The organism is Proteiniphilum acetatigenes DSM 18083 (assembly GCF_000380985.1).
GTDB classification, from domain to species: domain Bacteria; phylum Bacteroidota; class Bacteroidia; order Bacteroidales; family Dysgonomonadaceae; genus Proteiniphilum; species Proteiniphilum acetatigenes.
This window is the reverse complement of record NZ_KB905692.1, coordinates 594,008-617,001: the sequence shown is the minus strand read 5'-3', so window position 1 is coordinate 617,001 and position 22,994 is coordinate 594,008. Positions and strand designations below refer to the sequence as shown.

Below are 22,994 nucleotides of genomic sequence, written 5' to 3'. Positions count from 1 at the left end.
AAAATAAATAATTATGGATATGAAACGGTTAAGGATAAAACTTTCCTGCTTACTGGTCTTTTTTGTGGTGATATCATTGTTATCAGTCACCTATGCGCAAGTACCGTTAACCATTGAACAGGCGTTGGATATCGCGGAAGAGCATAATCCGGATCTGAAAGCATCGAAGCTCAACCTTGAAAGGTATCAACAGAATCTTGTCGCGCAGCGTGCATCACTAAAATCCAGATTTTCATTGGATCTTAATCCTCTTAATTACAGCAGGTCAAGGAGATTTGACAACAGGTTGTCTCAGTGGTATACCAATGAAACCCTTAACACAAGCGGAACCTTCATGATATCACAACCAATCTTATTGACCGACGGTGAAATTTCACTTATCAATACGTTTGGCTGGCAGGACAATAAATCGACAGTGGAAGGTGTGGATAATAGTAACAGGGCATTTAGCAACGATCTTTATTTGCGACTGACACAGCCGATTTTTACTTACAATCGTCGAAAGATGGAATTGCAACAGATTGAGTTTGACTATGAAAACGCGGGCATACGATATGCCCTGCAACGGTTAAACACGGAAAGAAGCATTACCAATCAGTTCTATGCCGTATATATGGCTCAGAATAACCTGGCCATCAGTAAGGAAGAACTTGAAAATACGCAACAGAGTTTTGAGATCATCAAAAATAAGGTAGAGGCCGACTTATCGGCAAGAGAAGAGCTATACCAGGCGGAACTGAATCTCGCCAATGCACAATCGGCTGTTGAGGAACGTGTCGTTTCACTTGAAAACGCGAAGGATCAGCTGAAACAAAGTTTAGGAATGCCGTTGAATGAAGACATTGCAGTGACTGCTGAAATAGAGGTGAGTCCTATAGCCGTTGATTTGAACCACGCTGTTCAGAGCGGCCTGAGTTCAAGAATGGAAATTCGGCAGCGTGAAATTGATATTGAACTGGGAGAACTTCAGATGATCCAGACCAAAAGCCTGAACGAGTTCAGGGGAGATATTTCACTATCGGTAGGAATCATTGGTGACAACGAAAGGTTTGGCAATATTTACGAGAATCCTACCCAAAATCCGCGTATAGCAGTAAGTCTTGCCGTTCCTATCTTTGATTGGGGTGAAAAAAGAGCACGGGTAAGAGCACAAAAAATAGCGCAAACCATAGCAAAGCTGGAGCAGGAAAATCTGCGAGTCGATATCGAACTGGATGTGAGGCAAGTATGGAGAAGACTTGAAAATCTCCGTACCCAAATTGATATTGCAGAAAAAAGTGTACGCAATGCAGAACTTACGTACGATATTAACTTGACGAGGTATCATGAAGGCGATCTTACAGGGATGGAGATCAGTCAGTTCCAGACCCAGTTGTCTAATAGGAAAATGGCTTATGCACAGGCGCTTATCAACTATAAAATTGAACTGCTCAACCTTAAGATCCTCTCTTTGTATGACTTTGAAAAGGATGAACCCATTGTACCGGTCAGGGAATTGGTAGAAGTTAATTATTGAATTTACTAACAAGAGGAAATAAATATTTTAATCATATGAAGTACAGGATCTTATTATCCGTGATAGTTATTGCTTTACTTACGGCATGTGGAAATCAGACCCAAAGCAGTCAAAGCGATATTGAAACTCCTGTCTCGGTGCAGGAACTTAAAAAAGGTTCGATCAGTAGGTTGATCAATACGACGGGAACGGCGCAGGCAACTTATAGCGTAGAACTCAATGCCGAGATGAACGGATTTTACAACCTTCAGACGAATCCCTCCACCGGCAGGCCTTATAAGCTGGGTGACGCGGTTAGAAAAGGGCAGCTGATCATACGACTTGAAAACAAGGAGTATGAAAACGGGATCGCGCTCGAATCTAAAAAACTGAGTCTTGAAATTGCTGAACAAGAACAAAACAAACAAAAAGCGCTGCATGAAAAAGGGGGCGTTACCTTAAGTGAAATGCGCAATACCGAGGTGAGAGTCACCAATGCCCGTTACGACCTTGAAAATGCAACCATAAATCTTGAGAAAATGAATGTAAGGGCTCCCTTTGACGGAATCATCGTATCCCTGCCGCATTACACGCAACAGGGTCAGGTCACGCAAGGAAGTCTGATGGTTGGATTGATGGCCTATACGCGTATGTATATGGATATCAATCTCCCGGAAAGTGCGATTGGATATGTAAAATCAAATCAACCGGTACACATTACCCATTATACTTTACCTGATGATACGCTTCGGGGAGAGATAAGCGAATTGTCACCGGCTATCAGTACGGAAACACGTACATTCAAAGGGAAAATATTGATTGATAACGACCGGTTGAAACTGCGTCCCGGTATGTTTGTAAAAGCCGATATCGTGGTAGATCAGGCGGATAGCGCAATTATTATTCCGAAAGACGTTGTCCTTTCAAGAAGGAACAGAAAATATGTCTATATCGTGGAAAGAAACACGGCCATTTTACGGGATATTCAAACCGGGCTTGAAGATGAAGATAACGTAGAGGTTATCGAGGGGCTGAAAGAAAATGATAATCTGATCATCAGGGGATACGAGACGCTGCGTGAAAATAGCCGTGTCAAAGTATTGAAATAGCCTGTCCGGTAGAATAAATATATTTTTAACATGACAAAATAAATGAGGAATATAGTCAGATTCGCATTAAAAAATCCCGTTACCATCAGTATGATCGTATTTGCGATCTTGCTGTTAGGGAAGATCTCGTACGACCGGCTAAGTGTGGATCTATTGCCTGATATGAATACTCCACGCCTCTTTGTAGAGATTGAAGCCGGGGAGCGCCCGCCGGAAGAGATCGAGAAAATGTTTATCGAAAGTATGGAGTCGATGGCTATCCGGCAAAGCGATGTCACGCAGGTATCTTCCATTATCAGGGCAGGATCTGCCCGTGTAACGGTGGAATACGTGCAAAATAAAGATATGGATGAGGCTTTCCTCGATCTTCAGAAAGCCATGACCCCGTTTTCACAGAACCAGGATATTGAATCGGTCAATATCACGCAGCACGATCCGAATATGGCGCCGGTTATGCTGATCGCCATGTCTCACCATTCAATAACGGATATGGCAGAGTTGCGGAAAATGGCGGATAGCTATATACGTAACGAGCTCATTCGTCTCGAAGGGGTAGCCGAAGTGGCTTTGTCGGGTCAGGAAGTACCTGTGTTAACCATAGAGACCGATCCCTATAAACTGAGTGCTTTCGGTATCACCATGGAAGAGATTGCCTCGAAAATCGAAACAAATAATCAGAGTATCTCCGGAGGAAGAGTGAGTGAATTGGGATTGCAGTATTTAGTGAAAAGTTCATCGATGTTTACTTCCGAATCGGATTTCAAGAATCTGATCATTAGTTATAAGCCTATCGAGACAAGCACTACAGGAGCCGCTTCGCAAAATACAGATGGCTATACAGAAAGGGCGCCTTTGTTTTTAGGTGAAGTGGCAACCGTAAAGTTTGAAAATGCACGTCCCGATAATATTGTGCGGATCAACGGGGAGCGTTGTATCGGCCTCTCCGTCTACAAAGAGACACAATTTAATACGGTCAGGGCTGTCAATTTAATAGAAAATCAGTTGCGTATTATTGAGCAGGCGCTGCCGGGATATGAGTTCCAGGTCATCAGCAATCAGGGAACCTTTATTAAACAAGCGATTGGGGAGGTAAGAGACAGTGCTCTCTTCGGTATGTTACTGGCCGTATTGGTCTTGTTTTTCTTTCTTCGCCGGATAGGTACAACGCTTATTGTAAGCATATCCATACCAATATCCATCATCGCTACGTTTAATATGATGTATTTCAATGGTTTGACACTTAATATTATGACGTTGAGCGGTCTGGCTTTGGGAGCAGGGATGCTTATCGACAATGCTATCGTGGTGATAGAAAGTATATTCCGAAACCGGGAACAAGGCCTGGATCGTGAAGAATCGATTGTCAAAGGGACAACTGAAATATCTGGTGCTGTCATTGCCTCTACCTTGACAACCATCGTTGTATTTATTCCGATTGTCTATTTGCATGGCGCTTCGGGAGAACTTTTCAGGGATCAGGCATGGACCGTGACCTTTTCGTTGCTGTCATCACTATTTGTCGCCTTATTGGTGATCCCCATGTTATATGACAGGTTTTCGGGACGGAAGAATGTGAAAACCGAGACAAAGGCCGTACAATTCAAAGGGTATAGTAATCAACTTCGGGCTTTGCTCAAACATCGCTGGTTGGTGATTGGTGTTTCGACAGCTATATTGGTTATTTCCCTGTTTCTTCTTCCATTTATCGGTACCGAGTTTCTGCCCCGTACCGAAGGAAAAGATTTTACGGTATCGGTCAAACTGCCGGAAGGCACCCGCCTGGAACGGACCGATGCAGTAGTGAATAATCTGGAATACCTGCTTCATACAATAAGTGAGGATAGTCTGGCCACGATATATAGCCATATCGGTAAGGGGTCTTCAAATGAGATATTCGAAGGTGAACATACGGCCATGATGAAAGTTATTTTATCCGAACAGAGCCGTTTATCACCTGAAGAGGTGATCTCCCGTTTTCTGGAAGCGACAGATAACATAGAAGGTCTGGAACTTTCGTTTAAGCAGGATGACCATTCATTGGGTGAATTTCTGGGAAGTGATGAAGCGCCCATTGTTGTGGAAGTCAAAGGGGAAGATCTGGATGAGATCGCTTTTCTCACTGATGAAGTTTTATCGGAAATGGCATCTGTGGACGGTATTTATAATATTAAGTCGTCGATGGCAGACGGGGCACCTGAATTGAACGTCTCTATTAACCGTACAATTGCGGGAATCAATAACATTACGGTTGCCACTGTAGTCCAGCAGATAGGGCAACAACTGCAGGGACGGGAAGTCGGGAAAATGGATTATAGGGGGGAGATGCGTGATATCCTCATCAAAGTGCCGGATATCACCAGGAGCGAATTGGGAAATCTGGTGATAAGAAGCGGAAGTCAGGAATTCCGGTTAAATGAAATAGCTACCATCACCGGCTCACAAGCGCCGAAAGAGATATTCCGTCGTAACCAAAGCCGCATCAACAAGATAGTTTCCGATATGGAAACAGGCAGGTCACTTGACAGGGTAGCCCAGGATATTCGCGTTGCTGTCCGGGATATAGAGCTTCCCTCCAATTATTCCATCACAGTAACAGGAGAAGAGGAGAAACGTAAGGAGTCGATGGAGAGTCTTTTGTTTGCATTATTGCTTTCCGTGGTTTTGGTATACATGGTTTTGTCTTCCCAGTACGAATCATTACTCTATCCGTTCGTGATATTATTAACCATACCGTTTGGCCTGGTGGGTGCCGTCATGATCTTTCTGATAACGGGGATACCTCTTAATATCATGGGTGTGATAGGTATCATCATGTTGGCCGGGATAGCTATCAACAATTCAATCCTGTTGGTCGCGCGCATCAACCAGTTGAAGACAACGATGGAACTGACAGAGGCGATCGTGCAAGCGGGACAACAGCGTATACGGCCGATCATCATGACAACGCTTACGACCATACTGGTGCTGTTGCCGATGACATTTGGTTTCGGGGAAGGGGCATCAATGCGTTCGTCAATGGCGGTGGCCGTGATTGGCGGACTGGTTACTTCAACGTTGATGAGTCTGGTTGTTATCCCCTGTGTATATTACGTCTTTGAACAAATGAAGCGGAGTTTGGGGAGACGAGGAGACAGGGTTTGAATGAGATTGATGGAAGCTGAATAAGATTGAAACGAAAAGGATGGACTTTCTTTTAAATAGAAGAATAACAATCAGTATGTTGTTTATTGCATTTACCCTGTTGGGGTATGTGTCTTATAAACAATTACCGGTAGAGCTGCTTCCCAATGCGGAGTTGCCGATGCTGTTCGTATCTGTCAGTTCACAACAGGATATGGATCCTGCCTATGTGGAATCGGAAGTAATCATCCCGCTTGAAGGAGCCATCAGCTCCGTGGGTGGAGTTGACAAGATACAATCGGAGATCAGCAGCCGGCAATCATCCATACGCATTGATTTTAAGAGCAATGTGAATTTCAAGACCACTTCGTTGAGGCTGGAAGAGAAGATGAAGGAAGTATCGGCTTCACTTCCCGATGGTTTCACCGTACGTGTGCAGAAAATGGACGTGTCGATGATGAGTAATGCTTTCATGTCACTGCAGGTGCGTGGGTACGGGGGAGTCGATCGGGTACGTAATATTGTGGACGAGGAAGTGGTATCCGAACTGGAGAATATCGACGGGATCGCCGCGGTTCAGGTTTTCGGTGGACGTGAGCGGGCCATCGAGATACAATTGAATAAAGAGGCGGGCAGGGCATTGAATATCACTCCCTCCCAGATAAGCAATTTGCTGAACAGTAACGCGCGTGAAAAAGTCTTTGTCGGTACTGTTAAAGAAACCGAAAGCCAGTATTTCGTGCACATAAACTCATCGTATACCAAAGTGTCGGATCTGGAAAATCTTGTGATTGCCCCTGGGCCCATTCTATTAAAAGATGTGGCAACTATATTCTTCGATTTGAAGGAAGAAACCTCTTTTAGCCGTGTCAATGGCATGGAGGCGATATCTGTTTCACTTGTCAATGATGCACAGACAAATCTGATTGACCTGTCGCATCGTACGTTAGAAACCATTGACGAACTGAATGAACGCCTGGCAATTCTGGATGTGGAGATCGTTGTCGACTCCAATACGGCCGAAACGATGGAGAATAATATCAACCAGATCATCAATCTTGCCTTGATGGGGGGATTGCTGGCTGTCCTGGTGCTTTGGTTCTTCCTGAAAAATGTCCGGTTGGTATTTTTTATTGTTCTTTCTATCCCGATATCAGTCTTTACCGCTTTCAACTTCTTCTATTATGCAGGGATCTCTGTCAATAGCCTTACGCTTGTCGGGATGGCTTTGGCTGTAGGTATGTTGCTGGATAACAGTATAGTAGTCCTGGAAAATATCTACCGGTTGTCTGGCACGGGTATGCCGCCCGGCGAGTCGGTTAAGCAGGGAACTAAAGAGGTGTGGCGTTCGATTGTGGCGGCAACGTTTACCACGGTAATTGTTTTTCTTCCTTTTATTTTTTCGGATAATTTTTTGCTCAAACTCATGGGAAGCCATATCGGTGTATCGATCATCTCTACCCTTTTGGTCTCTCTGGCCGTGGCGCTTTTGTTCGTGCCGATGACCACCTATTTTGTTTTGCGCAGTAAGAAAGACGAAAGTGTTTTTTATGAAAAAGTATCCTTGTCGCAACGCCCGACTCAGGTATACCTCGTGCTGTTAAAGACATGTATGCGCAACCCCGGTGTGACCATCTTCGGCGCCATCATCCTGCTTTTTCTTGCCCTGATCTTATCGCTTTCGACAGCTACGCGACAAAACAGGGAGGTGGATTCGGACCGTTTTAATATTTATGTTACGATGCCCGCCGGAAGCACATTGGAAAATACCGATAATATAGTTGTAGTGTTGGAAGAACGCCTTGAGGAGATCCCCGAAAAACAAGACCTTATCAGCCGTGTCAATGAGGAAGAGGCTGTATTGACGCTTGTTTTGCAGGAGAACTTCCAAAAGATCGGGAAACGTAAAATATCCGATATCAAAGCGGATGTACAGGCCCGAATTCCCAATGTCGGGGGAGCAGAGATATATGTGGCTGACGCTACGGGAGGTCGACAGAGTGATGCCGGAGGATTGAGCGGAATGGTCGGTTTCATGAGCATGTTGGGTATTGGAGATAATCAGGAGCGGATTGTTATCAAAGGGTCGGATTATGAAATGATGCAACTGGTGGGCGAAGATATTCAATATCAAATCGACCAGCAGGATTATATACAAAATTCCCGGGTCTCTTTTATGCGTCGTCAGCCGGAGATCCTGCTCGATTTCGATCAGATATTACTCACTTCCTATGATATTACACGTGCTAATATATTGACCGGGTTATCCGAATTGAATACGGAGTTTTCGTCGGGAACCACGTTCAGGGTAGGCGATGAATCGTATGATATTATTATCCGGGATCAAACACCCGAAGAAGAGGAGGAGCAACGTAGAAAACAAAAAACGATAGATGATCTTGAAGCGGTACAGATCATGAATACAAGCGGAGGTTTGCATAACCTGCAAGATATTTCGACTATCAACAAAGGATTCGGACGAGCCCGTATCACGCGTGTCAATCAGGATAAACAACTTGAGGTACGCTACTCATTCTTACGGAGCGCCGAGCAATCCAAAACGTTGCTTGATAGTTATCGCAACAATATTGATGAGTTGATTGCCAACTATAATCTGCCGGCAGGTGTAGCTGTCGAGGTGATCCATGAAGAAGATCAGTTCGGGGAGTTTAGATTTCTTATCCTTGCTGCTTTTTTATTTATATTCATGATCCTGGCGGTTGTGTTTGAGTCTGTCACTACCCCTTTGGTCATGCTCTTTTCCATCCCGCTGGCTGCCATCGGTTCGTTGCTTGCATTGATCATCACCGGAAACAGCCTGCTGAATGCGAATACATTAATGGGATTCCTCATCTTGCTGGGTGTGGTGGTAAATAACGGTATCATTCTGATCGACTACGCGAATATCCTTCGAAAGCGCGGATTCCGCCGTGAACGGGCGTTGATGACAGCCGGACTGTCGCGTATCCGTCCGATCCTGATCACGGCTATCACGACGATTATAGCCATGCTTCCGTTAGCTATGGGCGATACGGAATATGCGGGAGCTATCGGCGCCCCATTTGCCATCACCGTGATCGGAGGTCTTGCGTTTTCAACTTTGTTGACACTGGTGATCATCCCAACAGTGAATATGGGACTGGAAAATGCGTTGGAATGGTATCGTACGCTGCCGGTAAAAACAAAAATAATCCATCTCGTGCTTTTTGTGATGGGTGTGGCATGCATCTATCTGTATGGAGACGGAGTGTTGTATCAGGTGTTATACCTGACGGCGCTGACAGCACTTATCCCGGGGGTTACCTATTTCATGCAGACCAGCCTGCGGCGTGCCAAAGCGGATGTGGTTGATCCGGATCAGGAAATACATATCGTGGTGCGTAGCCTAGTGAAGATATATGACCGCTCCGGACGTTTTGTCCGTGAATGGAGCAGCGGATTGGCAATACGACGACGTTTGGGACTGAGTGGTGAGTACCATTCGCTGAAAGATTTTGTCAATGTCAGCTGGCAATTTATCCTTTGGGGATTTGGCTTCTATTTCACTTACTTTTATATCGAAAGCAAGTTATGGAGTTTCCTGCTCTCTTTTGTTATGTATGCTGCCACACTTTATTTGTGGCGCAAGATAAGGGCATACCTTTTTTATCGGTTTGAAGGAAGCAGGGTGGTGAGATATGTGAACCGACTCATTTTCTGGAGTATACCGCCTTTGATCTTGTTTGGTCTCTACACGAAACTGGATAATCTCCCGATGATCTTGATTATTGGAGTTTTGTGGGGAGCAGGTATTGCTATTTATGTCACGTCTCAATACCTGTATGCAAAGAATATCAATATCGAACGCGTAAAAGGCCGGTTTGCAGGGTTGAAACGTTCCTATTTCCGTCTGGTCATGAATATTCCTGTAATCGGAAAGCGTCGTCGTCCGTTTAAGGCACTGCGTAGTGTATCGTTCGAAATAAAAACAGGTATGTTCGGATTGCTTGGACCGAACGGAGCGGGAAAATCCACCTTGATGCGTATTGTTACGGGTATCCTGGAACAAAGCTATGGAAGCATCTGGATCAACGGGTTGGATACCCGTGTATACCGGGAAGAACTGCAAAGTCTGATCGGCTTCCTTCCGCAGGAGTTCGGTACGTATGAAAACATGACTTCCCGGGAGTTTCTGGATTATCAGGCTATACTTAAAGGATTGACCGACACCAAAGTGCGCAGTGAACGGATCGAGTATGTATTGAAAGCGGTACACATGTACGAACGCAAGGATGATAAGATCGGTTCTTTCTCGGGCGGAATGAAGCAGCGGATAGGTATTGCCCTGATACTTTTGCATTTGCCGCGTATTCTTGTTGTAGATGAACCTACGGCAGGGCTCGACCCGCGTGAGAGGATCCGCTTTCGTAACCTATTGGTAGAGTTGAGTAAAGATCGCATAGTCATCTTTTCCACACATATCATTGAAGATATTTCCAGCTCTTGTAACCAGGTCGTGGTGGTCGACAAAGGGGAGCTGAAATACTTCGGAGTACCGGAGAAGATGGTGGATATGGCTGTGGGTAAAGTATGGCAGTTCCTGATCGATAAGGAGTCGTTTGAGGAAAAATTAGATAAATCGTTGGTAGTAAATAATATCCAGGTGGGAGACCGGATACAGGTACGCTATATCTCTGTGACGGAGCCTTATCCGGATGCAGTACAGGTAGAAGCCAACCTTGAAGATGCTTACTTATGTTTGTTGAAAAATATATGATGCTATGAGCTTAAAAGAATATATAGTTTTAACAACCAGAACCGTACGGTATAACTTAAAAATAATATTTGCCGGTAAATTTTTCTGGTTTCTTTTGGCGGCTTTTGGCTTTTTTTCCTTTTTCATGTTTCAACAGGCATGGAACCGGGCGGAGATCAATGAAGGCTCGATCTATAGTTTATTACTGTTTCCCTGTTTACTGCTCATTTTCTATCCGGTTGTTTTCGGTATTCAGAATGATGAAGACAACCGGATTCTGGAGATTATTTTCGGTATACCCAATTACCGTTATAAGGTATGGGGTGTGCGTATGCTGATGATGTATGTGGCAAATTATTTTATCCTGGTTGTTTTTGCTTATGTTGCCCGTATTTTACTTTATCCGGTCAATGTGTTTGAAATGGCTGCACAGCTTATTTTCCCGATGCTGTTTTTCGGCAATCTGGCTTTTATGTTTTCGACCATCACCAGGAGCGGTAACGGTACGGCTGTGATCATGATTATTTTAGGGCTTCTGTTATTTATCTTCATGAATGCCAATCGCCAGATTGCTAATTCCTTTTGGAATGTTTTCCTGAACCCTTTTTCCATACCTGAAAACATCCACCCTATGATCTGGCAAAACACTATCCTTAAAAGCCGTCTTTTTCTGATAATCGGCGGTATAGTGTGGCTGATGGTCGGCTTTCTTAACCTGCAAAAACGTGAGAAATTTGTGTAAATTTATAGTTTAACTTTCGTAATCATACAACACCCGAAAGTTGAATTTATAATTTCAAGGGATTGGGATACTCCTTTCCCATTATTTTTTTGTATTCTATCAGGAAAGAAAGATACTTGATCTTGGCGCCTTCATGCATCCCCAGTTTCTGCATCGCCTTGATCATACAATTGAGTGCCGTTTCATTCATAGGGTCGATATGAAAAGCGGCTTGTGCAAGATCAATAGTCGTCTGCCACTGCTCCTTATCATAACTCTCTTCCATAGCACGGATGATGAGCGGTTCAATCCGTTTTTCCGTCTTCTCCTTCAACGAATCGTAAAACGGTTTATCTTCATTTTCCATAAATTTGCCGCGGATTACAATCTCGATCAGCTCTTTGTATTCAGCTTCCCACTGATTTGAAGAAAGAATCTCCATACACCTTGTATAATCACAGTAAATCGGACTTTTTAGCGTGATAGTGAACATACCTTTCTCATAAAGAAGTTCTATCCCATCCAGCTCTTCCAATATCTTGCGGAGACGGTTTAAAGTTACATTCCTTATGTTTTTTACTTCCTGAAGCGGTTTTTCAGGCCATAACAGCCTGCTCAGATGCTGTGAGGTGATACCTTCCTTTTCCTGGCTGTATTGTAATAGCAAACAAAATGTTTCTTTCAGCTTTTTACTGAACATATAGGTGATATTGCGATTATCGCGGTTACACACTGTAAATTCACCGAACAGATAAATAGAATTGGTCTTAGGTTGTACTTTGTTTTTGTGATTGAGTTTATTAAAAGTGTTACTGATATCAAATATCTGTACATCTTTTCTTTTACCCCTGCCCGACCTGTATAAAACAATTCCTGTGCCGGTTAAGATCGCTACTATTATCAGGTAAATAATCCATGTGTCACTTTTCTTTCCTGTTGGCGGATGGTTGGCAAGCTCCTTTTCCGTAATCGGAGGAAAAGCGAGAGAATAGATATGCAAATCGGATTTAATATCATCTTCAAATTCATGAACAACAGCATAAAGGGTGTTCAAATCCTCGTCATAGTAGAGATTGGCGTTGGTATTGATTTTGTCTGAGTAGATCGGGATGGAGTCACCCAATATGGTATAGTCTCCATCCTGCAGGGAGAATCGATAAAGTTTCAGGAACGACTCGGTGAAGTGCTCCGGGTAACACAATGTATAGAAAAACGATTTGTCATTGATAACCATTCCCCTCACCGGTACTGCATTTTCCTGATTCCATGGGATTTCCCATACTTTTTTGAGCACATTGGTTTGTAAATTCAACCTGTAAAGATCATAAAAATACTCCCTCCCCAGTAACTGGTCTCCCGACAAGTTTCCCGTACCCCCGAAAAGATAAAGTCGGTGACTTTCTTCATGATGTCCCAATGATGTAAAGTATCTGGGAGTGATACCCCCTTGATTATCTATAGGGAAGGAATTCCATTCCTGTGCATCGAGACTATATCGGTAAAACTGGTCGCTGAAGCGCATATTGCCGAATCCGCCGAATATCATGTATTGCCGTGACGATGCGTCGAACCATGAAGCATGATGATGAAGCTGAGTGGGTAGCCTATCGTAGCTCTCGATCCGCCATTCGAAAGTGTGCAGATCAAGACTTGCAACGGTCGGACCTTGATAGGTGCTGTCATAGTATACTTCGTAGCAATATAGCCGGTCGTTCTCCTGGTCCATGAAGTTTGTACCTAATTGAAGATCAACGGGACAAGGTGCATTGAATATGACGGTTTCAGAATTCCGCGTTCTTAAATTGAATATCAGGATTGAATCACGATTAAAATAATAGAGTTCTTTTCGTCCGTCATGATAATTTGTACCTGAAACAGTAGAAGAACTGAATTGGGATTCTAATTTCCAGTGATAGGAGTCGTTGATCAGCCAATCGGGATTGGCAACACTTCCCATTTTCTTTCCCCGGATATCATGCACTATATTACCCTGATATTCATCGAGGAGAAATCTGAACTTTCTGTTGTTACCGACAGAGAGATCCTTAATGGCAAAAGGGGGTACATCTATGATGTGGTCGCTTCTTCCGAATACAATAGTCGGAGCGAAATTATCAGGAAGAGAGATATTATCCGACTGATAGATCTGATCTGCAACAGTAAGAGTAATTATATTACGTTTAAGATCGAATCCGATATGTATAGAAAACCATTCACGTGGAGGATAGACCGACTTATCCAGAGCGACGCTGATCAGATTGCTTCGCCCTTCTTCATTCAACAGGAAAAGATGATCTTTCTCATGCCCGTCGTAAAACAGATTGAATATACGATTGTCACTGTCTTTAATCCGGACAATATTGCCTATGTCGGATGTTAAGTATAAAGAAAGATCAAAGCTGATTTCGTAATTATCTGAAAATGTGACAGGATGCTCACTGAAAACATTATAGGAGGTTCTTTTGTCTATCGGATAACCGTTACCGAAAAAACGGAGTCCTTCCGCAAAAATTCCCTGTAAATTCAATGAGTAAAATATAAAAAAAATATATAATAGTTTCTTAGTGACTACATACATACGATGAATTCCTATTCCTGAGTCATATCATAATCCCCGATATTTAAGAATACCGTTATAAAAAACTCTTTCTACAAAGATAATATAACCACTCACATAATACAAACGGATCACTTTCGTACGGATGATAAAACAGATAGAAGAATAGTTAATAGTTTGATGGATTACTGTTAATTTAAAAAATGTAACCCTTATTTAACCCGCTGATTAACCACGCCGCCTCTATATTTGAAGCCAACGACGAGGTGCATATTTTTAAATATGTGAAAAATGTCAGTGAGGCTGAATGTATTATGTGAAAAACAGAGAAATGTAAATAAATTTATAAATCAGATGAAAAACTTATTCTATGTTGCATTAATCGGATTAATGCTATTGTGCCAGGTTTCCTGTGAAAAAGATGAAGGAACTGTAGATAATCGACTCGGTAAAATTGCCGGTATTGTTACAGACGCCAATGGTGACCCTATTCCCGGAATACAGATCACTCTTTCGGGTATCAAAGAAGAGGATATGTCCACAACGAGTGGGGATGATGGTAGGTACATTTTTGAAAATGTAACCTACAAAACGCATGCTCTCACTTTCTCTAAAGATGGATGGCTTACGGTTAGCCTTACGGTTACTGCCGATAAATTTGATGAGAGTGGTATGGCGAATGCCGATATGGAGATGATCAAGGCTTCTGCCAGAATTATCGGGAAGGTTACAGATGCCAAGAATGACGGTGCACCGCTTTCAGGAGTGAAGGTCACTATTGGTGTCGCAGGGACTGTAACAACAGGTGAAGACGGAACCTATGAGATACGTAACCTGGTTGAGGATGATTATACCGTAACATTTACCAAGGATAATTATGTAACGGTAGTACAGCAGGTGTCAAGTTCCGATTTTGTGGACGAGGTGGTAACAGTGAATGTGCAGATGGGCGGAGAAGAGTTACTCCGGGGCCTGACTGCCGCAGATTTGCAAAAAGCGGAGAAATGGTACTATAATGAATACCGGGGAGGTAGGAATGCCGATGATTATCCGCACTGGGACTGGGCATGTAACTATATGAGTACGCTCGATTTCAGGGGTGCATGGCAGGAACAGAATGAAGGTACCACGCTCCAGATCCGTAACAACGGAGATGAACAGAAAAACCCTGCTGATCTGGATGTATTCGACTCTTTCGTGTTCGGTAGCAAGTTGATCACCAATGAGAACAGAATTCTTTCATTAAGACTGCGTACCCATAATGCAGATGAATCGGCTCCTGCCTACTTTGGCGTGCAGGTAGTGGATCTTTCTGCTGAACAGCCCAAAGCTGAAAAAGTGGGTGAAACCCGTACGTATGGTTCGGGAGACTATACCGATTTCGATTTCGACCTGAGCGCTTATGTCGGAAAGGAAGTGATCATCGCCATCGGGATCTACCGGCAAACCACCGGTGACTACTGGAAACAGCTTGTACTTCGTGCTATCCGCTTTGCCGATAGAAAAGTAGAGGGATGGGGTTGGTTGCCCGGAACCGAAGTCATTGACGGATGGAAACTCAGTCGTGAAACTGTACTTTCTACCATGCCGCATACCAAGAAGAAGTTTACCGGAATCAGTCCTGTTGGCGGAAACCGTGACGAATATGTTACCGCGTACCGTGCATGGAGAGGGGTAGCTCATGTAGCAGCGGAGTGGATGTTTATGCCTCTGAAAAAAGATCCGGAAGTGTTCCCGTCAGAAGGATATCTGATCAAAACACGTGGTGATGCTGAGGTGAATACCACTGTGCCGGAAGCATACCTCTACGCGAAATTCCCCATAGCCTCCGGAAACAACCGACTGACTCTTAGTACCCGCAATTTCGGGAGCAACTATACCTATTTTAAATTAACCGCGATTGAAGATGACGGTACGGTAACTCATCTTGCACCGGTATCCAATACAGCAGACGAGGCGGAAGCCGCGGAAAACGGATGCTGGAGATTCAAACACGGGGATGGTGGTAAAGATAATCCCGAAGGATATGCTCTGTTTAATTACGACCTCTCACAGTTCAATGGCTCCAATGTTACCCTGGCACTTGGTATCTATAAGGGAGAAACCAACAGGGATGAAAATAAACTGGTACTGCATAATATCGAACTGAAATAAAAATTGATTGATGTGATGAACCCGATAAATCGGGACAACCTTGTCCCGATTTATCGGAAAGTAGTGATGATTTAACGATGTAATGACGTGTCAAACGGAATAAAATAAGTGTCGTTAATCCAATTTAATCTTATTAATATAGAAAATAAAATAAATAGTATGAAGAAAAATGTGATTATTGTAATAGGCACTCTTTTCCTGCTCATGACCTGTGCTTGCGGAGAGACTACGCCGGAAAATGGTAACCAGGAACCTCCTCCTTCGCAGGAGGAGAGTCTTGCGGAAAGGAATCTGACGCGAGCCATGGAACTCGCCGATAACGCGATTGCCGCTCATTTTACGGGAAGTGCGATGACTATGGCCCGGTATTACAATCCTTATACCGATACCCGTTCAGATGAGGTGGGGAGTATATGGATGTATACCAGTGCTATAGAAGCAGTCAATGCGATCCTTCACGCACTTCAGGCAGAAAAAGAGCAGGGAAACGATTCGCGCTACAATGAGCACTTCGACCGCTACTCGGAGCAACTCAGTAACCTTTATGACAATGCTGATTACTATCTGGGAACATTCACGCTAACCTCATATACCCAGACGAAGGAATGGACGGTCTACGGTGTCAACCGGGGAGCATCCAAAGGAGGGGCCCGGGTAGATGGGATTGAAAATGTGTATGATGACCAGATGTGGTTGATACGGGAATTGCTGGAATCTTATAAACTGACGGGCGAAGAGCAATATCTTGAAAAAGCAGAATACCTTACTGAATATGTACTCGATGGTTGGGACTGTACTTTTGATGCGGATGGAAACGAGATCGGAGGTATCCCATGGGGGCCGGGATATGTCACCAAACACTCTTGCAGCAACGGACCGGTGGTGAGTCCTTTAGTCTGGCTCCATGAACTCTATAAAGGAAAAGATGATGAGGTGACCCATCGCTATATCGATCCGGAAGACAGGAGAACAAGGAAGACGCAACAGATGAAGAAAAGCGAATACTATCTCATGTTTGCCGAAAAGGTATATGACTGGCAAAAGCAATACCTGCTCCGGGCCGATGGTGTGTATGACGATATGATGGGTGGATGTACCCCGGGAAATCCTGAATTGGAAACAATCGACGGAGTTACATACCGCAAGGGGATCACCTGCCGCGACAGGGTAGGACCCGCAATCACCTATAACAGCGGTACCATGCTGTCGGGTGCTGCCGATCTTTACAGGGCGACGGGCAATGGGAAGTATTTATCCGACGGGTCGGGGCTGTCAGATGCGAGTTTCACCTATTTCGCCAGGAAAGACATGAATGTGGAAGGATATTATACCTATGATATCAGTGGCTTCAGAAATTGGTTTAACGGAGTACTGATGAGAGGATATGTGGATTTTTACCCCTCCTATTCGAAAGCTGGTACTTACATCGACTCTTTTCAGAAGAATCTGGATTATGGTTACGACCAGTTCCTCTATAATGGGTTTCTACCCACCAACCTGCTGGTCGGATGGAGCCGGGCCAACAGTAACAACAATACGGAAGGGATGTTCAATTTTGCTTTTGCGGCTGAATATGCAGTGCTGTCACGGTATGAGCTGACAAAATAAAACCAATAAAAATTTTAAGGGTATGATAAAAAGATTTTTTACCGGAGTGAGCGCTTTTCTGCAACTGGCATTGCTGGTGCTTCTTCTGGTTCCGGCCACATCATTGGCGCAGAATATCAATGTAACGGGGGTGGTCAGGGATACCGATAATGAGCCACTGCCCGGAGCAACGGTAATGGTAAAGAACAGTACTGTGGGAACTGTTACCGATATCGACGGGCGTTATTCGATCAATGCCCCGGAAGACGGGGTCCTGGAATTTATGTTCCTGGGATTCATTACAAAGGAAGAACCGGTGAACGGTCGTTCCGTGATCGATATGATTCTGGAATATGAACAGCAGAGCCTCGATGAGGTGGTTGTAGTAGGTTATGCCACACAGAGAAAAGTTACGCTGACAGGTGCGGTATCGGGAGTGAAAGGTTCAGAAATGATACAGACCAAGAATGAAAACCCTCAGAATATGCTTACCGGGCGTATACCCGGTGTAAGGGTATGGCAAAAAAGTGCGGAACCCGGTACATTCAACAATAATTTTGATATCCGGGGACTGGGTAGCCCGTTGGTAGTGATTGACGGGATACCCCGGAGTACCGGAGAATTTCAGCGGCTCAATCCCAACGATATCGAAGACATATCAGTGTTGAAAGATGCGTCGGCTGCCATTTACGGAGTACGTGCAGCCAATGGGGTAGTGCTGGTGACAACCAAGAAAGGTTCCAGGGAAGGAAAGACCAGTATAGAACTCAATACCTCGTATACTTTCCAGCGGCCATCGGGCATGCCGGTGCTGGCCGATCCCTATGAGACGATGACGATCTATAACGAACGGGCTATGAATAATATCAGCGGGGGAAATATCATTTATACGGAAGCAGATTTTGAAGCGTTTCGCAATGGTACGCGCCGTACCACTGACTGGACTTCACTGCTCTTCTCCAACTATTCTCCGCAAACCCAGTCGGATCTGAGTATTACCGGTGGGACTGAGAAAACCCAGTATTATATCGGATTAGGGCATCTTTATCAGGAAGGATTTTTCAAGTCGGGCGATCTCAACTATAATAAGATCAACCTCCGGTCGAATATCACAACTGAGATCATCGACGGCCTTACTTTTGATCTTAACCTGAGTGGTATTGCCGATCAACGCAATACCCCCTATGCCAGTTCGGTAGATATTATCCGGAATTACTGGCGTCAGGGAGTACTCTTCCCGGCCTATGCAGATCCCGAAAATACGATGCTCAATCATGAAGGGCTTGATCTTGAAGAGAATACGGTGGCGATGATCTATTCCGATGTGTCGGGTTACCGGAAATACGCCCAGAAGTACTTTCAGTCCTCTGCTGCCCTGAACTATGACTTCAGTAAGATTTCCGGCAGCCTGCAAGGCTTGTCGGCCAAAGCACTGGTCAGCTATGACTACCGGATGGATGATAATAATATCAATAGGAGAGAGTATTATCAGTATGCTTATAATACAGTAACCGGCTCCTACGATGCGAAACTGTATAACAGGAGTTCTCCCAACCAGATCAGAAGGGAGATGTATAGTAAGAGCCAACTCCTGGGTCAGTTTATCCTGAACTATAACCGTACGTTCGACGACAGACACTCTGTAAGCGGTTTGTTAGGGTGGGAAACACAGAAACGTGTCGGTGATAATTTCTATGCCCAGCGCGATCTCGCATTCAGGATGGAATACCTTTTCGCCGGTGTGGACGAGAACCAGATCGGAGGAATGAGATCCGGACAAGACGATATCTATGAACTGGCCAATTCGGCACTGATCGGTAGGCTTAATTATACCTACGGAGACCGGTATATCGCTGAGGCACAATTTCGTTATGACGGCTCTTCAAAATTTGCCGAAGGTTATCAATGGGGATTCTTCCCTTCGGCATCCGTCGGATGGCGTATCTCTGAGGAGTCGTTCTTCAAAGAGTGGGAACAAGCATCATTTGTAGACCAGTTGAAGCTGCGGGCAAGTTACGGGGTGCTGGGTGATGACGGTGAGTTGAGGTACGACTGGGCAACCGGTTACACCTATCCGGCCACATCCGGAAATGCCGAGAATGGGTATTACAACCAGTATGCTCCCGGTTATATTTTTGGAGATGAATTTGTATACGGGGTTTCGACCCTGGCGTTGCCCAACAGGATGATTACCTGGTTTACCGCGCATACGTTCAACGCAGGGATCGATTTTGACGGCTGGAACGGACTCTTCGGCTTTTCATTCGACTTCTTTAACAGGGAAAGGCATGGACGTTTTGCCCGCCGTGTGGGTGACCTGCCTACAGTGGTGGGAGCGGAGGCCCCACGGGAAAATCTCGACAGCGACCGCCATTTCGGAATGGATCTGGAATTGTCTCACAGAAACAGGGTTGGTAATCTCTATTACAGGATGAAAGCAATGGGGACAATCACCCGCCAGAAATATCTGACCGCTTCTGAGAAAGGACCTTGGGGAAATTCATACGACAGATGGCGTAATGATAACCTTACCAATCGTTACCAGGGGATGCAGTTCGGTTTTGCTACGGACGGACGATACCTGAGTTGGGAGGATATATGGAGTTACCCTATCTATAAAGAGCGGGGTACTTTGCCAGGCGATTATAAATACCTCGACTGGAACGGCGATGGAGAGATCAACGATCAGGACCAACACCCTATTGCCTTTGACCAGACTCCGTGGTTCAACTACAGTTTCACGTTCGACGCGACCTATAAGAATGTGGATCTTAGCCTTCTCCTGCAAGGATCGGCGCTTGGTTCCATGGAATATAAGGAAGCGCTCTACGGAATATGGGGAAGTAACGGCGGTGGCACACTGACGCAATACCTTGACAGGTGGCGTCCCGTCGATCCGTTGGCTGATCCCTGGGATCCGTCCATTGAATGGATCAGCGGTTACTATGGATTTACCGGGAACTATCCCCGTGCAAACTCTGGCTTTAACCGTGTAAGTACCGCCTATCTCCGTCTTAAAAGTATTGAAATAGGGTATACATTACCTAAACTGAGATCTTTCTCGTCAATGGACCTGAGACTATTTGCCAACGCATATAACCTGCTGACATTTACCGGAGTGAAATTTGTGGATCCGGAACATCCGGATGATGAACTGGGAAGACTCTACCCATTGAATAAGACATTTACCGTGGGACTCTCTCTTAAATTTTAATGCTGCTTTTTGAGTAATATATTAAATGAAAACCGTATGAAACAAGAGTATAAACCAATAACACATATAAGATAAGAATTAAATGTCTTGTGTCTTGATTCTTGTGTCTTACGTCTAAATTAATAATCGTATGAACAAAATATATCAATTAATATTGGTACTGCTTCTCTTCATTACCTCATGTGCGGATCTCGATATCCCGCCGAAGAATATTATCAGTGATGAAGATCTGCTGACCAGCGAGTCGGGTATGAATATCTATCTGGCACGTATGTATAGTAATATGCCGTTTGAAGATTTCAAATACATGGCAGAATGGGGTGTAGAATTCAATTCCTGGCTCGGAGCACTGGGTATTGAGGGTACGGGTGAAGCACTGAATCGTGACGGTATCAGTACTGCTTTTAGAGGTGAGAGAACTCCTTACTGGGGTAAAGCTTTTACTCTTTTGAGGGATGCAAACTACCTGATTGAGAATCTGCCTCTCTATGAAGGTTCTTTCCCTGAAAACATGTATAACCACTATTTGGGTGAAGCTTATTTTGTAAGGGCATTTGTATTCAATGCCATGGCAAGGCGTTTTGGCGGCGTGCCGCTGGTTACAAAGGTCATTCAGTATCCTGCAGAACAGGATGCCCTGGAGGTACCCCGTGCAAGCGAAGAGGAGACCTGGGACCAGGTGCTTGCCGATTTCGACCGGGCGGTTGAACTGTTACAGCCGGCAAGTCCCAAAAAAGGTTATGCCAACAAATATGTTGCACTGGCTTTTAAATCGGAAGCGATGTTATATGCCGGAAGTGTGGCTAAATACAATGAAACGGTATCCGGCCGTCTTACCGGCTTCGGTGAAAAGACCGGAGTACGTGTGATTGGTTTTGCTGAAAACGCATGGGAAGCAGCTTCCAGAAGATATTTCAAGGAAGCCTACCTCGCTGCCCGGGAAGTGATCGAAAGCGGAAACTATGCTCTTTACAAGAAAAGATGGGCTGCCAATAATTCCGAAGCACAATATCAGAATATGGTGGATATGTTCAGTGATCCCGAAAGTCCTGAGAACATTTATGTGAAACAATATTCCTATCCCACTATGACTCACGGATATGATGCTTATAGTGCCCCCTTTATCTTTAAAGCACCACTTGCTTCCGGCACCTGTCCGACGCTCGATTTTCTGGAACTGTTCGAAGGATTTGACAGGTATCCTGACGGTACGGTGAAAGTAACTACCGGCAATTCCAACACCCAGGGCGAATACCTTATGTATGACTCTCCTCTCGACTTCTTTGCCGAAGCTGAACCGCGGCTGCGGGCCTATGTGATTTTTCCGGGCGATCGATTCAAAGGAAGAGATATCGAAATACGTGCCGGTATCTATACCGGAAACGAACCTGTTAGTCCGCTCTTTAATGATTATTCTTATCAGACAGCTGAAACCAGATATCAGCATCTGGATGCTTACAGAACGAATCCCAAAACCCTTTATCTTAGTCCGAGAGAGGGCAATAGTCAGGAATTGGTTGAATATAACGGCACACAGATGACAGCAGCCGGCGCGAACGGCCCTTTCTATGACAATGGGGAAGGATGCCTGACCGGCCTCTATGGAAGGAAATGGCTGAATCCCGATCCCTCTTTCGAAGCAGGTGAAGGAAAATCGGATCAACATTTTGTACTGATGCGTTATGCCGATGTATTATTGAATGCCGCAGAGGCTGCCGTTGAACTTGCTCTGTTCGGTGAACCCTCTCCCGACGGTGCAGATCTGATGCAGGTAGCCACTGATGCTGTGAATAATATCCGGGAAAGGGCAGGTGCAACTTTGCTTACCGGTTCCGTCACTCCCGATGTGAGTGGGCGTAATATCGTGCGAAAAGAGAGACGTAAGGAGTTGGCGCTGGAACATAAGACAAAGTGGGACCTGCGTCGCTGGAGAGTACAGCATTACGAAAACCGGGATGGTTTCTGGGGTGAAGTGAGGAATAAAGATTCCTTCAGCAGCAATACCCGTTACCGCTTCCGCGGCCTCTATCCTTTCTTCTCTACCGGGAGTGGAAAATATTTCTTCGATGCCCGCTTCCAGTGGGTCAGCCTGAAAACCTTTGAGTATAATATTATAGATTACTACTTTGGTATTCCAGGCGGAGAAGTGACCAAGAGTCCGGTTATCGATCAGCAACCCAACAGATAATATTTCACAATGTAATGATTCGGTGATGTGATGATGTATGTAACGATGTGGCGATTCATTTTTAATTCCCATATCCCAAATCAAACATCCCAAATCTTTACGCTTTACTCTAAT

The 22,994-nt window shown here is 44.6% G+C and carries 10 protein-coding genes; 9 read left to right on the top strand and 1 reads right to left on the bottom strand.

Going from position 1 to position 22,994, the window contains the following annotated elements; translation table 11 throughout:
* Positions 1 to 13: 13 nt before the first annotated feature.
* The 5 genes from F597_RS0102140 to F597_RS0102120 are packed head-to-tail and all read left to right on the top strand — an operon-like array spanning position 14 to position 11,201.
* Positions 14 to 1,516, top strand: a complete 1,503-nt coding sequence (locus F597_RS0102140) for a TolC family protein (RefSeq protein ID WP_019538066.1) — start codon at positions 14 to 16, stop codon at positions 1,514 to 1,516.
* A gap of 35 nt (positions 1,517 to 1,551) precedes the next feature.
* Entirely contained in the window at positions 1,552 to 2,604 is a 1,053-nt protein-coding gene (locus tag F597_RS0102135; protein WP_019538065.1) for an efflux RND transporter periplasmic adaptor subunit, read from the top strand.
* 42 nt (positions 2,605 to 2,646) lie between these two features.
* Complete coding sequence (locus tag F597_RS0102130; RefSeq protein WP_019538064.1) at positions 2,647 to 5,745, top strand: efflux RND transporter permease subunit; 3,099 nt, start codon at positions 2,647 to 2,649, stop codon at positions 5,743 to 5,745.
* A 40-nt stretch (positions 5,746 to 5,785) separates the two neighbouring features.
* On the top strand, positions 5,786 to 10,480 hold the full coding sequence (locus tag F597_RS0102125) for an efflux RND transporter permease subunit (RefSeq protein WP_026327028.1): 4,695 nt from the start codon (positions 5,786 to 5,788) through the stop codon (positions 10,478 to 10,480).
* Between the two features lie 4 nt (positions 10,481 to 10,484).
* Positions 10,485 to 11,201 carry a hypothetical protein gene (locus F597_RS0102120; protein ID WP_019538062.1) on the top strand — a complete coding sequence of 239 codons (717 nt, stop codon included), beginning with the start codon at positions 10,485 to 10,487 and terminating at the stop codon, positions 11,199 to 11,201.
* Between the two features lie 46 nt (positions 11,202 to 11,247).
* Here F597_RS0102120 and F597_RS0102115 read toward each other — a convergent pair whose 3' ends face one another.
* Complete coding sequence (locus F597_RS0102115) at positions 11,248 to 13,707, bottom strand: Kelch repeat-containing protein (RefSeq protein ID WP_245541972.1); 2,460 nt, start codon at positions 13,705 to 13,707, stop codon at positions 11,248 to 11,250.
* A gap of 384 nt (positions 13,708 to 14,091) precedes the next feature.
* Here F597_RS0102115 and F597_RS0102110 point away from each other — a divergent pair, with 384 nt between their 5' ends.
* From F597_RS0102110 to F597_RS0102095, 4 genes are all read left to right on the top strand, one after another.
* Positions 14,092 to 15,891 (top strand): MSCRAMM family protein, encoded by a 1,800-nt coding sequence (locus F597_RS0102110; RefSeq protein WP_026327027.1) that lies wholly within the window; start codon positions 14,092 to 14,094, stop codon positions 15,889 to 15,891.
* Positions 15,892 to 16,050: 159 nt separating this feature from the next.
* Positions 16,051 to 17,499, top strand: coding sequence for a glycoside hydrolase family 76 protein (locus tag F597_RS0102105; RefSeq protein WP_019538059.1), 1,449 nt, complete (start codon positions 16,051 to 16,053; stop codon positions 17,497 to 17,499).
* 22 nt (positions 17,500 to 17,521) lie between these two features.
* On the top strand, positions 17,522 to 20,692 hold the full coding sequence (locus F597_RS0102100) for a SusC/RagA family TonB-linked outer membrane protein (RefSeq protein WP_019538058.1): 3,171 nt from the start codon (positions 17,522 to 17,524) through the stop codon (positions 20,690 to 20,692).
* A gap of 130 nt (positions 20,693 to 20,822) precedes the next feature.
* Complete coding sequence (locus F597_RS0102095; protein ID WP_019538057.1) at positions 20,823 to 22,880, top strand: RagB/SusD family nutrient uptake outer membrane protein; 2,058 nt, start codon at positions 20,823 to 20,825, stop codon at positions 22,878 to 22,880.
* Positions 22,881 to 22,994 lie beyond the last annotated feature (114 nt).